Raw genomic sequence first — 13,861 nt, 5'->3', positions numbered from 1 at the left:
TGTCCGCTAGTCGTAGCGTCCCGTAAGTTCTCTGTTCGTGTCAACGCAGGTACCTCGGCTCTTCGCCGGGCTGGTCGACGACGCCGCCGTCTTCCCGCCCGGCAGCGCCACGCTGCCCGACGCGGTCGCCGCGCACCGCCGGCACCGGGGCGCCTGGTACGCCCCGCTGGTCGGCCCCCTGCTGCTGCCCGCCTCCGCCCTGCCCAGCCTGCCGGCGCTGCTCGCCGACGACGAGCCGATCGACGTCGGCGTGATCGGCGACGTCCCCGTGGCAGAGCTGTACCCGCTGCGCGACCGCACCGACCCGCGGATCCGGATCCGCCAGGTCGAGATGGCGGTGGCCAAGCGGGGCGAGGACCCGCTGCCCGGGCTCGCCGCACTCGCCGAACTTCCCGGCCAGCTCGACGACGCCGACGTCTACGCGGAGATCCCGCTCACCTGGGGGCTGCTCGGCGCGCTCGACCGGCTGGCCGACGAGCGGGCCGGCGGCCGGCGGATCGCGGCCAAGTTCCGCACCGGCGGGCTGGCCGCCGAACTCTTCCCCACCCCGGTCGAGCTGGCGGCGGTGATCGGCGCCTGTCGGGACCGGGACCTGCCGTTCAAGCTCACCGCCGGGCTGCACCACGCCATCCGGCACATCGACCCGGAGACCGGCTTCACCCACCACGGCTTCGTCAACGTCCTTGCCGGCACCGCCGTGGCCTGCGCCGGCGCCGAGGTCTCCGAGGTGGCCGAGACGCTGGCCGCGACCGACCCGCTGCCGCTGGTCGAGGCGGCCCGGTCCCGGCGCGAGGAGCCACGTCCACTATGGAGCGGGTTTGGCTCGTGCAGCGTGATGGAACCGCTGATCGACCTGGTCCGGCTGGGACTGGTGAACGGAGGCTTCGAGTCGTGACGGTTGGGGGACGGGTGTGACCTGGGTGACGGAGGCGACGGGTTCGGCGTACGGGGTGCACAACCTCCCGTACGGGGTCTTCCGGTCGGCGGGGCGGGCGCGCCGGATCGGCGTACGGATCGGCGATTTCGTCCTCGACCTGGACGGCGCGGAGGCGGCCGGGCTGATCCTGGCCGGCGATGCGCTGCGCCAGCCGACGCTGAACGCGTTCCTGGCGCTCGGCCGGGCGCAGTGGAGCACCGTCCGGACCCGGATCGTGCAGCTGCTGACCGACGAGCGGCACCGGGCGGCGGTGGCTCCGCTGCTGGTCCCGCTCGACCAGGTCGAGTTGGTGCTGCCGTTCGAGGTCGGCGACTACGTCGACTTCTACTCCTCCGAGCACCACGCGAGCAACGTCGGCAAGATCTTCCGGCCGGACGGGGAGGCGCTGCTGCCGAACTGGCGGCACCTGCCGGTCGGCTACCACGGCCGGGCCGGCACGGTGGTGGTCTCCGGTACCCCGGTGGTCCGCCCGACGGGGCAGCGCGGCACCCCGGACGGTCCGGTGTACGGGCCGTCGACCCGGCTGGACATCGAGGCCGAGGTGGGTTTCGTGGTCGGCGTACCGTCGGCGCTGGGCGAACGGGTCGGGGTGGCCGACTTCCCGGCGCACGTCTTCGGGGTGGTGCTGCTCAACGACTGGTCGGCCCGGGACATCCAGGCATGGGAGTACCAGCCACTCGGGCCGTTCCTCGGCAAGTCGTTCTGCACCTCGGTCTCGCCCTGGGTGGTGCCGTTGGAGGCGCTGGCCGACGCCTGGGTGCCGGCCCCGGAGCAGGAGCCGGCGGTGCTCGACTACCTGCGGGACGTACCGCACCTGGGGCTGGACCTGCGGCTGACGGTGGACTGGAACGGCACCCGGGTCAGCGAGCCGCCGTTCGCCGGGATGTACTGGACGCCGGCCCAGCAGCTCGCCCACCTGACGGTGAACGGGGCGGCGCTGCGTACCGGTGATCTCTACGCCTCCGGCACCGTCTCCGGTCCGCGCCGCGAGCAGGTCGGCTCGTTCCTCGAACTGACCTGGGGTGGCACCGAGCCGGTGACGCTCTCCGACGGGGCGACCCGGACCTTCCTGGCCGACGGTGACACGGTCGGGATCGGCGCCACCGCGCCGGGGCCGAACGGCACCACGGTCGGGCTCGGTGAGGTCGTCGGGACGATCGCTCCGGCCCGCCCGGACTGAGCCGGCGGTCGGTCTCCCGCCGCCGGTCGGACGAAGTGTGCGATTGATCGGTCGAGACGAGTAACAGGATTGCTCGTCGCGCGTTGACTTACCCGGACGGTGACAAACCCGTCATCAAGTGTTATTAAGCTTGAAAGGGTACAAATATGTTCAACGCGGAAGTTGCTCGCTGGCGCAAGAGCAGCCGTTCGAACGATCAGGGGCTCTGCATCGAGGTGGCCGACAACCTGCCCGGAGTGGTCGGCGTGCGTGACTCGAAGGACCCGGACCCGGTGCTGTCGTTCGAACCGGCCAGTTGGGCGGCGTTCGTGACCGCGACCAGGACGGGCGCGTTCGGAAGCTGATCGACACCGCGCGGTTCCGAGCACTGCCGGAACCGCGCGGTCACGGGGAACACTTCGCCACGACATTCGTTCGCACTCCGTACTGTCACGTTATGATCACTCTGTGGCGGTCTGGAGTGTGAACTGTCCTCACCACGCCGTACCGTGACAGGCGGGGAGGTGCCCATGTCGACGGTGGCGTTCAGCCGACTGATCCAGGCACCCGCCGACGAACTGTGGCGGGTCTTCACCGACCTGCCCGACCGCCCCCGATGGCTCTGTCAGGTCGACGAGGTGCAGGTGCTGCGCCAGACCGGGCAGCCGGCACCGGAGGAGAGCGTCGCGCCACCCAGGTCCGGCCGGGAATCCGGCACCAGCCTCGGGGTCGGCACCGTCTGGCGGGAGAGCCGGCCCGGCCCGGACGGCACCGTGATGGTCGAGGAGTTCACGGTCCAGGAGGCGGTGCCGGCCCGGCGACTCGTCGTCAGCTCGTCAGGCAACGGCGTCGACTATCTGACGACGTACACCTTCGCTCCGGTGCCGGCGCGACCGCCGGGCCGGGGCCGGACCGTGGTGACGGTCAGCCACCAGGGTGTGCCGACCGCGCGGTACAGCCGGTTGCTCGCGGTGGTCTTCGGTGGGCTCGCCGCGCGGGCCGGCGAGGGCGCGCTGCGCCGGGACCTGGCCGACCTGGCCGCGACCGCCGCCCGCTCCGGACGAAGCGGCCCGGCCGTCGCCGCCTGACCGGCCGACGGAGTCCGCGCCCGCCGGCTACCCCGATCGGGCACCTGCCAGGTGGCGGCCGCCCGACCCTGGATAGGGTTCCGGCGGAGGTGTCCGGGCATGGCAACGCCGAACGGCGCGCGAAACCGGCCGCGGACGGCGGTCGCCATCGTGGTGACGGCGCTGCTCCTGGCCGGGGCCGCCGTGATCGTCTACCGGGTGCTGGCGCCCGCCGAGGTGAGTACTCCGGCCCGGGGCGACTATCCGGCTCCGGTGACCGTCCGGCCCGGCGTCGTCGGCACCCTCAACGCGGCACCGCTGATCGTCGACGACCGGATCAGGGTCTACGCCACCACCCGGCAGATCCGAGCCGACCGGCCGATCGACGCACCGACCCGGCGCACGCCGTACTGGTCGTACCGGCGCTGGCCGGCCCAGGTGGCGGGGGTGGCGGCCGACGGTGGCACGGTGCTGACCCGCTGGTCGGACGGCGAGCTGGTGGCGCTGGACGCCCGTACCGGCACGGTCCGCTGGCGGGCGGCCGGACCGCGTCCCGGGCACGGCTACCTCGGCCGGCGTACCGGAGCGGCCACCGTCTACGCCCCGACCGGCCTGCACACCGCCCACGGCTCGACCGGGCGGCCCGTCCTGGTGGTCGGGGAGGCCGCCGACCGGCGCGGCATCGACCTCGACTCCGGCCGGGAACTGTGGCGCCTCGCCGCCGACCCGGCCTGCCCGGACGGTGCTGGCCCGGATGGCCCGGCCGGTGCTGGCCCGGACGGCGCGGACGGTGGTGGCCCGGACGGCGCGGACGGTGGTGGCCCGGACGGCGCGGACGGTGGTGGCCCGGACGGCGCGGACGGTGGTGGCCCGGACGGCGCGGACGGTGGTGGCCCGGACGGCGCGGACGGTGGTGGCCCGGACGGCGCGGACGGTGGTGGCCCGGACGGCCCGGCCGGCGCGGACGGCGGCCCGGACGGCGCGGACGCGGCGGCGGGTCAGGGGCTGACCACCGTCGACGGGCTCTTCACCGTCGTCGACGTCTGCGCCGGATCGGTCGAGGTGGAATTCCGCGACGTGGCCACCGGCGCCCTCGTCGGGCGCTGGCGTCCCGACGATTCCGGGCGGCCGGTGCAGGTCAGCCCGGTCGGCTGTGCGACCGGGAGGTCCGGTTGCCGGGCCCTGCGCACGGTCAGCGGTGGCGTGACCCGGGGCTGGCTGCTCGACGGGGCCCGCCCGGTGCCGGCCCCGGCACTGGACGCGCCCGAGGCGGTCCTGGTCGACGAGGTCGCGGTGACCCCGGACGGGACCGGGCTGCTGGCCCGGTCGGTGCGGACCGGTGCCGAACTGTGGCGCTGGTCCGAGGCCGGGCAGGCCCGGCTGATCGCCACCCAACCCGGCCGCGTGCACCTGCGTACCGCCGGAGGTGACCTGGTCACCCTGGACTCGGCGACCGGGGCGGAACGGTCGCGCTTCCCGTTCACGTACGGCCGGGACTCGACCAGCTGGACACCCGGGTTCGCGTACGCCGCCAGCGGCTTCGTCGCCGTGGAGCGGCTCGCCGAGCCGGTGGACCCGGCCGCCGGGGACGACCGCTACTACCTGGCGGCCCAGCCGGTCATCCTGGCCGGCACCTGACCAGGCCGAGGCGGTGCCGGGCCGGGCGGTGCGCTGACGGAGACTAGGACCCGGCCGCCGCACCGACCTTGCGACGGCGGTGTGCCCGGCGGGCGACGACGAAGAGTCCGCCGGTGAGGATCAGGCCGACGACCAGCGAGGTTCCGACGATCCCCCACGGGGTGCGCAGCGGCGCGAGGAGCCGGCTCGGCTCGCCGACCTCGCCCGGGTCGGGGAAGGTGATCCTTCCGGTGCCGCGCTGCCGCACCGTACCGCTCGCGAGTTCGATGTCGATCTTCCACGGGCCGTTGGGCAGTTCCCGGGGAAACCGCACGCCGACGCTGCCCGACGCACCGGGTTCGAGTGTCGTCCCCTCGATCACCTCGAACGGGCCGGCGCGGGTCCCGGCCGGTCCCTCGGAGAGCGACACCGTGCCACTGAGGTCCAGCGCCCGCCCGCCGGTGTTCGCCACCCGGATGCTCGCCGACGGTACGCCCTGGGCGTCCCGCGCCGGCACCACGTCACCGATCGTGAAACTGGACGGCGGCTCGCCACCGACACCGATGTCGAGATAGACCCGTACGCCGACCCGGTGGATCTGGCTGACGTTGGCCGACTTCTTCGGCGGGGACTTCGTCGAGGCCCAGATGACGGCGTACCGCTCACCCTTCGGTGTTGGTGGCGGTACGTCGAGGGTGGCTCGGATCCGGGTCTTGGCGCCCGGCGGGAGTTCCACCCGCTCCCTGTCCAGGGAGATCCAGGAGCTCAGCTCGTTCTGCGTCCGGCCCTCGGCAAACCGGAACCGGCCCCCTTCGACGCTGGCCGCCGCCGCGTAGAGGTCGACCCGCTGGGCGCGGGAGGTCTTGTTCACCACCAGCAGCTGGCGCCGGATCACGGTGCCGGGCGGCAGGTGGTCCACGATGTAGCGCAGCGCCCGTGGGTCGGCACGGCGGTCCACCGGTGCCTCCAGCAGCTGGATCCCGATTCTCTCGGTGTCGGGGTCGTCCCGACCGGCCGCGCCGGCCTGGGTGGGTGGCAGACCCAGGCCGACGAGGCAGGTGAGGAGCAGCGGTGCCCAGCCCGCCGGTCGCGGCACCGGTCCGGTCGGGACCGCCGCCGTCGCGCGGGGACTACGCCACCGAATGCGTCACCGTCCCGGTGTAGGTGCCGGCCTCGGCGTCCAGCGGCACGTTGATCGACAGCCCTGGATTCCAGGTGGCGGAGTTGTTGCCGGTGCCGCCGACGTGGGTGAACGCGACCACCGGGGTGACGGTGTCCAGCGGCACCGCATCGTCGGAGGTGGCCTGGCCGGGGTTGAAGGTGCCGTTGCCGGTCGAGGTGATCAGGCTCCCCGACCAGTACTCGACCTCGGAGGCGAGGATCGTCTGGCTCGGCGTACCGGTGCCGGTGGTGAAGACGCTCGACGTCACGCTCGCCGCCCAGGAGGCGTCGCCCGAGGCCCGGGCGTCGGTGACGGTGACCGCGCCGAGGGAGCCGTCGATGGTGGTGCCCGGTGCGCCGGAGCCGAGGTCGGCCGAGGTGGGCGCGTCGATGTCGAGAGTGCCGGCGGTGACGTCGAAGGTGACGGTGGTGGTGTCGGTCGGCGCCGCCACGGCGGGTGCGGCGGTGAGTCCCACCGCAGCCGCGGCGGCCGCTCCGATCACGAGCATTCTGGCAAGTCGCACGGACGGTACCTCACGCTTTCTCGAATGGATCTCGTCGATCCGGTGATCTCGGATCCCGGGCCGCGCCCGGTGACCTATTCGAGGAAGATAGGGGATATCGTCCTATTTGCGGGCCAAAAGGAGTTTAATCGTACTTTCTTCGCTTACCGCTGCTGGGTGAGCTGGTCGGCCACCGCGAGGAAGGCGTCGTTCTCGGCCGGGGTGCCGACGGTGACCCGTACGCCCTCACCGGCGAAGGGACGGACGATGATCCCGCGCGCCTCGCAGGCCTGTGCGAACGGCACCGACCGGTCGCCCAACGGCAACCAGACGAAGTTGGCCTGGCTCTCCGGCACCGTCGCCCCGACCGGCCCGGCCGGCAGCCGCTTGCGCAGCGCCTCGGTCACCCGGTCCCGCTCGGCGATCACCAGCGCGCAGCGCCGCCGTACCTCGTCGGCCTGATCGAGCGCGGCCAGCGCCCCCGCCTGGGCGGCCAGGCTGGTGGAGAACGGGGTGACCACCTTGCGTACCGCCGCGGCCACCTCCGGCTGCCCGACCAGGAAGCCGATCCGGAGCCCGGCCAGGCCCCACGCCTTGGAGAGCGTGCGCAGCACCACCACGTTCGGCCGGTCGCCGTAGGCCGCGAGGCCGTCCGGCACCGCCGGGTCGGTGACGAACTCCCGGTACGCCTCGTCGAGCACCACCAGCACGTCGTCCGGCACCGCGGCGAGGAACCGGTCCAGCTCGGGGCGGCGCAGGCTGGTCCCGGTCGGGTTGTTCGGGTTGCAGACCAGGATCAGCCGGGTCCGGTCGGTCACCGCCGCCGCCATCGCGGTCAGGTCGTGCCCGTGGCCGGCGTCGTTGGGCACCCGCACGCTGGTCGCGCCGCTGGTCGCCGCGATGATCGGGTACGCCTCGAAGGAGCGCCACGAGTACACGACCTCGTCCCCGGGCAGGCAGGTCGCCCGGACCAGGTGCTCGGCCAGCGCCACCGACCCGCAGCCGGTGGCGATCCGGTCCGGGTCGACGCCGTGGCGTTCGGCCAGCGCCGCCCGCAGCGCCAGCACGCCCATGTCCGGGTACCGGTGTGCCCCGGCGACCGCCTCGGCGACCGCCTCGACCACCCCCGGCAGCGGACCGTACGGCACCTCGTTGCTGGCCAGTTTGATCGCTTCCGGCAGGCCCAGCTCCCGGGCCAGGTCCGCCGGGCTGCGCCCGGGCACGTAGTTCGGCAGCGCGTCCAGATCGGCGCGGGTCAGCCGGGGAGTCGTCGCGGGACGCTGGCCGGAGTCGGGGGTCGGACCGGTCATGACGCGGGGCCTCCAGAGCGATCGTGCGGGGTGTCGGTGGTCTCGGCCGGGGGACTGGCCGGGGCGGGCGCTCGGACCACCACGGTCTGGCCCCGCTTGTCGTGCAGGGCCTGCCGCAGTGGCCGGTCGAAGAACGGAAGCGCGCAGTCGACGAGCTGGATCAGAAAGCCGATGCCACAGCAACTCCAGAGGAAGACCGGCAGGCCCAGCATGTTGAACCGCCGGAACGAGCGACCGAAGCCCAACTGCTCGGTCTCGGCCAGCGGTACGACCTTGATCCTCATGATCCGCTTGCCGAAGGTCTGCCCGGTGTTGGCCACCGACGGCACCTCGTAGGCGAACCAGAGCGCGACGGCGATCAGCAGGATGACCACCTGCAACCCGTCGGCCTCCGCGCTGACCTGGGGTAGGCCCTCGGTGGTCGACTCGCCGGCCAGCGCACGCCGCCAGATCTCCCGGCTGACCGGCTCGACCTCCTGCACGAAACGCCAGACGAACCAGCTGTTCACCACCACGTTGAGCAGCAGCACCAGGCCGATGTCGATCAGCCGGGCGACCACCCGGGCGCCGAGCGGCGCCAGCTCCAACCCGTGCGGCCGGGGTGGTGGCGCGGCCCAGTACGGACGCGGCCAGCCTGGCGGCGGCGGCCCGTACGGCATTCCGGGCGGCCCGTACGGGTGACCCGCCGGACCGGCACCCGGCCAACCGGGCGCGGACGGCGGTCCGCTCGGCGGTGCGCCGCTGACCGGTGGCGTACCGCCCGTCGGCGGGCCGCTGCCCGGTGGCCCACCCCACGGTGGCCCACCCCACGGCGGGCCACCCCACGGCGCGGCCGGCCCACCGGGCGCACCGGGCGGGGGTGGCGTCGCCGGTGAGCCGGGTGCGGCGGGAGAACCCGGTGCCCCGGGTGGGGCTCCGGCACCGCTGGACGGTGCCGGGGTGGGCTCGGGCTCCTCGGCCGGCGGCGGACCGGGTGGCGGGGTGGCGTCGACGGGCAGCGGTGCGCCCACCCAGCCCTCGCCGTCCCAGTACCGCTGGGTGGTCGGCTCGGCGGGGTCGGCGTACCAGCCCGGCTGCACCGTCACCGGGACGACCTTGATTGAGTCCAGACGTTCACGCTGGCACCTTAACCACCACGGTCTTGGCGAACTTGTCGTGGAGGCACTGCTGGTACGGCTTGTCCCAGAGCTGCCAGAGGCCGTCGAGGTAGTTCAGCCCGGGCACCAGGCCGCCGGCCGCCTGGACCAGGAACCGCCGGGCCAGCGGGGGCCGGCCGATCGTGCCGGCCGGATCCAGCGGGATGATCTTGATCTTCATCACCCGCTTGCCGACCGTCTGCCCGGTCCGTTTCGCCAGCTCCACGTGGTAGACGTACTGGAGGGCGAGCCCGACCAGTAGCAGGCCGGCCTCCAGCAACAGCAGCGGCACCAGGAAGTCCGACAGGTACAGCTCAAGGGTGACGGTGTCCGGATCGGTCACGGTGAAAAAGTCCGCACCCCCCGTGGTGAAGTAGACCACGAAGACCGGGATCGCGATCACCATCATCGTCCCGAAGAGGATCGCCGAGTCGATCAGGTACGCCAGCAGTCGGTCACCGAACGAGGCGAGCGGCTGCCCGGACGGGCTGACCGGCGGCGGCGCCACCGGGTAACCCGGGACCGGCCCGTGGCCCGGCCGGCCCGGCGCGTGCCCCGGAGGGCCGTAGCCGGGCGGGCCGTAGCCGGGCGGCGGGCCGTATCCCTGCGGTGGGACGTACCCCTGCGGCGGCGGATGCATGGTGGGAGGCTGCTGGGTCACGCTGACAGTGTTACAGGTTCCCGCGCGCCTCCTGCTCCCGCTCGATGGCCTCGAAGAGTGCCTTGAAGTTGCCCTTGCCGAAACCGAGGGATCCGTGCCGCTCGATCAGCTCGAAGAAGACCGTCGGCCGGTCCTGCACCGGCTTGGTGAAGATCTGCAACAGGTAGCCGTCCTCGTCCCGGTCGACCAGGATCTTCCGGGCCTTCAGCTCCTCGATCGGGGCGCGTACCTGGCCGATCCGGGCCCGCAGTTCCGGGTCGTCGTAGTACGAGTCCGGGGTGTCCAGGAACTCCACGCCGGCCGCCCGCATCGCGTCGACGCTGGCCAGGATGTCGTTGGTGGCCAGCGCGATGTGCTGGGCACCGGGTCCGCCGTAGAACTCCAGGTACTCGTCGATCTGCGACTTGCGGCGGGCCACCGCCGGCTCGTTGAGCGGGAACTTGACCTTGCGGGTGCCGTTCGCCACCACCTTCGACATCAGCGCCGAGTAGTCGGTGGCGATGTCGTCGCCGATGAACTCGGCCATGTTGGTGAAGCCCATGACCCGGCGGTAGAACTCCACCCACTCGTCCATCCGGCCCAGCTCGACGTTGCCGACGACGTGGTCGACGGCCTGGAAGAACCGCTTCGGCTGCAGGCCGGCGTCGATCATCGGCTGCCGGTCCACGATCGGGCCCTGGGCGACGAAGCCGGGCAGGAACGGGCCCCGGTAGCCCGAGCGGTCGACCAGCGAGTGCCGGGTGTCGCCGTAGGTGGCGATGGTGGCGATCCGGACCGTGCCGTGTGAGTCGGTCACGTCGTACGGGGCGGCCAGGCCGGTGGCGCCCTGCGCCATCGCGTGCGCGTACGCGGCGTCCACGTCCGGCACCGCCAGCGCGATGTCGAGTACGCCGTCGCCGTGCCGGGCCACGTGGTCGGCGTCCGGGGCGCCCGGGCGGACCGCGCCGGTGAAGACGAACCGGGCCGAGCCGCTGGTCAGCACGTACTCGGCGTGCTCCCGGTGGCCCTGCTCAGGTCCCCGGTACGCCACCCGGGTCATCCCGAACGCGGTCGAGTAGTAGTGCGCGGTCTGCTTCGCGTTGCCGACCATGAACCGGATGTGGTCGATCCCCTGGACCGGGAAGGGGTCGGCGGCGTCGTCGTGCGCGACGGCCCCGACGAGCCGGTCGACGTCGACGTCGACGTCCAGAGCCGAGCCGGCGCCGGACGGCTTGTGGAGTGCGCTGGTCATCGTCCTGCCTCCTGGGGTGCCGCGACCGGCCGGCGGCCCGGCCGGTCTTTCCGGGAGCATCCCGCTCGGGGTGCTGACTGGGCAACCAATCCGCAAAACGCTGAGCAGGTTGTGCATTTAGTATGGTGATCAGCCGTGACTACTGTGCAAGATGTGCGGCTTGATCGGCTCGACGTCCGCCTGATCGACCTGCTCGCCGCCGAACCCCGGATCGGCGTGCTGGAGTGTTCCCGCCGGCTCCAGGTGGCCCGGGGCACCGTGCAGGCCCGACTGGACAAGCTGCTCGCCCGGGGCGTGATCGCCGGTCTCGGGCCGCAGCTCGACCCGGCGGCGCTCGGCTTCGCGGTGACCTCCTTCGTCACGCTGGAGATCAACCAGCGGTCCGGCCACGACCCGGTGACCGCACACCTGCTCGGCATCCCCGAGGTGCTGGAGGCGCACACCATCACCGGCTCCGGTGACGTGCTCTGCCGGATCGTCGCCCGCTCCAACGCCGACCTGCAACGGGTGCTCGACCAGATCGTCGCGCACGAGCAGATCGCCCGGGCCTCCAGCATCATCGCGTTGGCGGAGAAGATCCCCTACCGGGTGCTGCCGCTGCTCCGCTCGGCCGTGGACGCCGCGCCCGAGGGGGCGGGCTCGGCGACGGGCGCGTCGGGCGGGGCGGGCGCGTCGGAGGGGGCGGGCTCGGCGACGAGCGCGTCGCCGAGCGCGGTCCGCTCGTAGCGGACCGAACGGCCGAGCCGGGTCCGGCTGACCAGCCCGGCGTCCCGGAGCACCGCCAGGTGCCCGCCGACGCTGCCCAACCCGCTGCCGAGCTGGGCGACGAGCTGGCTGGTCGTGGCGGGGACGGCCAGGGCCCGCAGCACCGCCGCCCGGGAGGCGCCGACCAGCCGGTCCACCGCGTCCGGGGTACGGCCGGGCGGTGGCGGGCCGAGCAGGTCGGCCACGCCCCGAGCGGGATAGACGATCGCGTACGGCCAGGGCGGCTCGGTGTAGCTGATCAGCGGGCCGAAGGCGGTGGGTACGAAGAGCAGCCCCCGGCCGGCCAGCTTCCGGCTGCCCCGGTCGGCGCAGTCGACCTCGATCACCCCGTCCACCCCGTCCGAGACCCAGCGCAGCCGGGAGTCGAGATCGGCGAGCGCGGCGGCCCAGCCGTACGTGCCGAGCTGCCCGGCCCGGCGCAGCAGGTCCCGTTCGAGTACCGCCCGCAGCCGTGGCCAGTCGGGCGCGACCAGCGCGGTCCAGGCCGCCTCGATTCCGTCGGCGATCCGGTCGACCACGTCCGGTGCCTCGAAGATCCGCCGCGCGTACTCCGGCGGGGTCCGGTGCCCGGCCAGGTTGCGGGCCAGCTCCTCGCGGGCCTGCTCCAGCGGGGTTGCCCGGATCGCGGCCAGTTCGTCGGCGAAGCTCAACCCGACCGCCGGAGGCGGCGGCTGCACGAAGTCCGCGTTGTAGCCGTCCCGGCGCAGCAGCGTCAGCAGCGCACCGACGGACGGTGAGTCCCGCCGCAACCGCAGGTACCGGTCCCGGACCCGGGCCACCCAGGGGGCCAGCGCGGCCGACCGGTGCTGCCCGGCGCAGAGCCGCAACGCCGACATCGCCTCGCCGAGCGGCGAGATGGCGAACCGGCTGGCCGCCACGTCGGCCGGGGTCACCTCGATCCGGATGGTCACCGACGCCGGCTCCTTCCGCCGATTCCGCTCCGACGGCCCGGGGACTGCCGGCACCTTTCGCTCCTGCCCGAAACACTAGTGCGGCGCGGTGGGGTCGCGCACGCTGGCCGGGTGAGCACCGCGACGGGCCCGGTCGAGGACCGGGCGAGCAGACCGGAGCCGGACGACCGGCCGGCGACGTTCGGCAGTGTGCTGGCGGTACCCGAGTTTCGGGCGATCTTCGCGGGCTTCGGCGTGTTTATGGTCGGCGAGACGGTGAAGATGCTCGCCCTCGCCGTACTGATCTACGAACGGACCGGGTCGCCGCTGCTCGCCGCGCTGGCGTACGTGGTCGGCTTCCTGCCACACGCGATCGGCGGCGTACTGCTGCTCGCCCTCGCCGACCGGTGGCGTCCCCGGGCCCTGATGGTCGGCTACGACCTGCTGCGGCTGGCCGCGGCCGCGCTGCTCGCGCTCGGCGTGCTCCCACCGGCCGGCATGCTCGGACTGGTCTTCGCGGTCGGGCTGCTGGCCCCGGTGAGCAGCGCCGCCCGCAACGCCCTGCTGCCGGAACTGCTCGTCGGGGACGGCTACGTACTCGGGCGCTCGCTCTTCACCATCGCGGCGGGTGCCACCCAGGTGCTCGGGTTCGGCCTCGGCGGCCTGCTGCTCGGCCTGGTCGGCCCGTACGGCGCGCTCTGGCTGACCGCGCTCACCTGCGGGCTCTCCGCCCTCCTGGTGCGGTACGGCGTGGCGGAGCGGCCACGCCGGGCGGCGGCACACGGGGTGGTCCGGCAGACCTGGCGGGTCAACCGGCTGCTGCTGCGCGACCGGCGGATCCGGGGACTGCTGCTGGTGCAGTGGCTGCCCGGGTCGCTGCTGGTCGGCGCCGAGGGCGTGATCGTGCCGTACGCCGACGACCTCGGTCCCGGGGCGAGCGCCGGGGTGCTCTTCGCGGCGTCGGCGTTCGGCATGCTCCTCGGTGACCTGGTGCTCGGACGGTGGGTCGCGCCGGCCCGGCGGGAGCGGTTGGCCCCGTGGCTGGCGCTGCTGCTCGGTGCGCCGATGCTGGGCTTCGCCGCCGGACCGGGGCTGGCCGCCGGCGCCGTGCTGTTCGGGCTGGCCACCTTCGGCTTCGCCTTCCAGCTCGGGCTGGCCCGGCGGTTCCTGGCGGCGGTGCCGGAACAGCGCCGGGGGCAGGCGTTCGGGCTGCTGGCCACCGGGCTGATGACCGCGCAGGGCCTGACCGCCGGGCTGGCCGGGCTGCTCGCCGAGTGGCTCCCGCCGGGCCGGGTGATGGTGCTCGCCGGGGTCGCCTCGATGGCCGCGACCCTGCTGCTGTGGCGCTGGCTCCGTCCGGAGCCGGTTGCACGAAGATCCACGACACGGACATAACGCCTAGCGGCACTTGCCGCGCCCTCTCG

13 protein-coding genes and 1 pseudogene are annotated in these 13,861 nt (G+C 73.4%); 7 read left to right on the top strand and 7 right to left on the bottom strand.

Going from position 1 to position 13,861, the window contains the following annotated elements; all coding sequences use genetic code 11:
• The first annotated feature begins 37 nt into the window (after nt 1–37).
• From EV371_RS32250 to EV371_RS34005, 5 genes are all read left to right on the top strand, one after another.
• Nucleotides 38–895 carry a hypothetical protein gene (locus tag EV371_RS32250; RefSeq protein WP_130465380.1) on the top strand — a complete coding sequence of 286 codons (858 nt, stop codon included), beginning with the start codon at nt 38–40 and terminating at the stop codon, nt 893–895.
• Nucleotides 896–911: 16 nt separating this feature from the next.
• On the top strand, nt 912–2,117 hold the full coding sequence (gene fahA / locus EV371_RS32245; protein ID WP_130465379.1) for a fumarylacetoacetase: 1,206 nt from the start codon (nt 912–914) through the stop codon (nt 2,115–2,117).
• Between the two features lie 146 nt (nt 2,118–2,263).
• A complete protein-coding gene (locus tag EV371_RS32240; RefSeq protein ID WP_107257431.1) occupies nt 2,264–2,461 on the top strand; it encodes a DUF397 domain-containing protein in 198 nt (65 codons plus the stop codon).
• A 165-nt stretch (nt 2,462–2,626) separates the two neighbouring features.
• Nucleotides 2,627–3,184 (top strand): SRPBCC family protein, encoded by a 558-nt coding sequence (locus tag EV371_RS32235; RefSeq protein WP_130465378.1) that lies wholly within the window; start codon nt 2,627–2,629, stop codon nt 3,182–3,184.
• A 99-nt stretch (nt 3,185–3,283) separates the two neighbouring features.
• Nucleotides 3,284–4,801 carry an outer membrane protein assembly factor BamB family protein gene (locus tag EV371_RS34005; protein ID WP_207230667.1) on the top strand — a complete coding sequence of 506 codons (1,518 nt, stop codon included), beginning with the start codon at nt 3,284–3,286 and terminating at the stop codon, nt 4,799–4,801.
• A gap of 43 nt (nt 4,802–4,844) precedes the next feature.
• Here the strand turns inward: EV371_RS34005 and EV371_RS32225 are convergent, their stop codons facing one another.
• The 6 genes from EV371_RS32225 to hppD all read right to left on the bottom strand — a co-directional run bounded on the left by EV371_RS32225 (nt 4,845) and on the right by hppD (nt 10,782).
• The gene (locus tag EV371_RS32225; protein WP_130465377.1) at nt 4,845–5,876 is read right to left on the bottom strand and encodes a hypothetical protein; all 1,032 of its coding nucleotides are present in this window, start codon (nt 5,874–5,876) and stop codon (nt 4,845–4,847) included.
• A 34-nt stretch (nt 5,877–5,910) separates the two neighbouring features.
• Nucleotides 5,911–6,465 (bottom strand): hypothetical protein, encoded by a 555-nt coding sequence (locus EV371_RS32220; protein WP_349338930.1) that lies wholly within the window; start codon nt 6,463–6,465, stop codon nt 5,911–5,913.
• A 143-nt stretch (nt 6,466–6,608) separates the two neighbouring features.
• A complete protein-coding gene (gene hisC / locus EV371_RS32215; protein WP_130465376.1) occupies nt 6,609–7,754 on the bottom strand; it encodes a histidinol-phosphate transaminase in 1,146 nt (381 codons plus the stop codon).
• The gene (locus tag EV371_RS32210; RefSeq protein WP_130465375.1) at nt 7,751–8,839 is read right to left on the bottom strand and encodes an RDD family protein; all 1,089 of its coding nucleotides are present in this window, start codon (nt 8,837–8,839) and stop codon (nt 7,751–7,753) included. Before EV371_RS32210 ends, hisC begins: the two co-directional genes overlap by 4 nt.
• Before the next feature lie 28 nt (nt 8,840–8,867).
• Nucleotides 8,868–9,551, bottom strand: a complete 684-nt coding sequence (locus EV371_RS32205; protein WP_486484879.1) for an RDD family protein — start codon at nt 9,549–9,551, stop codon at nt 8,868–8,870.
• A gap of 10 nt (nt 9,552–9,561) precedes the next feature.
• Nucleotides 9,562–10,782 carry a 4-hydroxyphenylpyruvate dioxygenase gene (hppD, locus tag EV371_RS32200; RefSeq protein ID WP_130465374.1) on the bottom strand — a complete coding sequence of 407 codons (1,221 nt, stop codon included), beginning with the start codon at nt 10,780–10,782 and terminating at the stop codon, nt 9,562–9,564.
• 135 nt (nt 10,783–10,917) lie between these two features.
• On the opposite strand from hppD, the gene EV371_RS34865 reads away from it, so the two are divergent.
• Nucleotides 10,918–11,508, top strand: coding sequence for an Lrp/AsnC family transcriptional regulator (locus EV371_RS34865; RefSeq protein WP_130465373.1), 591 nt, complete (start codon nt 10,918–10,920; stop codon nt 11,506–11,508).
• On the opposite strand, the pseudogene EV371_RS32190 reads toward EV371_RS34865, so the two are convergent.
• Nucleotides 11,478–12,452: pseudogene (locus tag EV371_RS32190) on the bottom strand (ArsR/SmtB family transcription factor); the annotation flags it as partial. The gene EV371_RS34865 and the pseudogene EV371_RS32190 sit on opposite strands and share 31 nt — an antisense overlap.
• A 117-nt stretch (nt 12,453–12,569) precedes the next feature.
• Here EV371_RS32190 and EV371_RS32185 point away from each other — a divergent pair.
• Entirely contained in the window at nt 12,570–13,832 is a 1,263-nt protein-coding gene (locus EV371_RS32185) for an MFS transporter (RefSeq protein WP_486484878.1), read from the top strand.
• Nucleotides 13,833–13,861: the final 29 nt, after the last annotated feature.

The organism is Plantactinospora sp. CNZ321, from assembly GCF_004217235.1.
Note: the sequence above shows the minus strand (reverse complement) of the source record. Positions and strands in the feature narration are given on the sequence as shown.

What these genes read in the sequence shown, in the direction of transcription:
- EV371_RS32240 (WP_107257431.1), top strand. Translation starts at nt 2,264, where the DNA reads ATGTTCAACGCGGAAGTTGCTCGCTGGCGCAAGAGCAGCCGTTCGAAC.
- hisC (WP_130465376.1), bottom strand. Translation starts at nt 7,754, where the DNA reads ATGACCGGTCCGACCCCCGACTCCGGCCAGCGTCCCGCGACGACTCCC.
- EV371_RS32235 (WP_130465378.1), top strand. Translation starts at nt 2,627, where the DNA reads ATGTCGACGGTGGCGTTCAGCCGACTGATCCAGGCACCCGCCGACGAA.
- EV371_RS34005 (WP_207230667.1), top strand. Translation starts at nt 3,284, where the DNA reads ATGGCAACGCCGAACGGCGCGCGAAACCGGCCGCGGACGGCGGTCGCC.
- hppD (WP_130465374.1), bottom strand. Translation starts at nt 10,782, where the DNA reads ATGACCAGCGCACTCCACAAGCCGTCCGGCGCCGGCTCGGCTCTGGAC.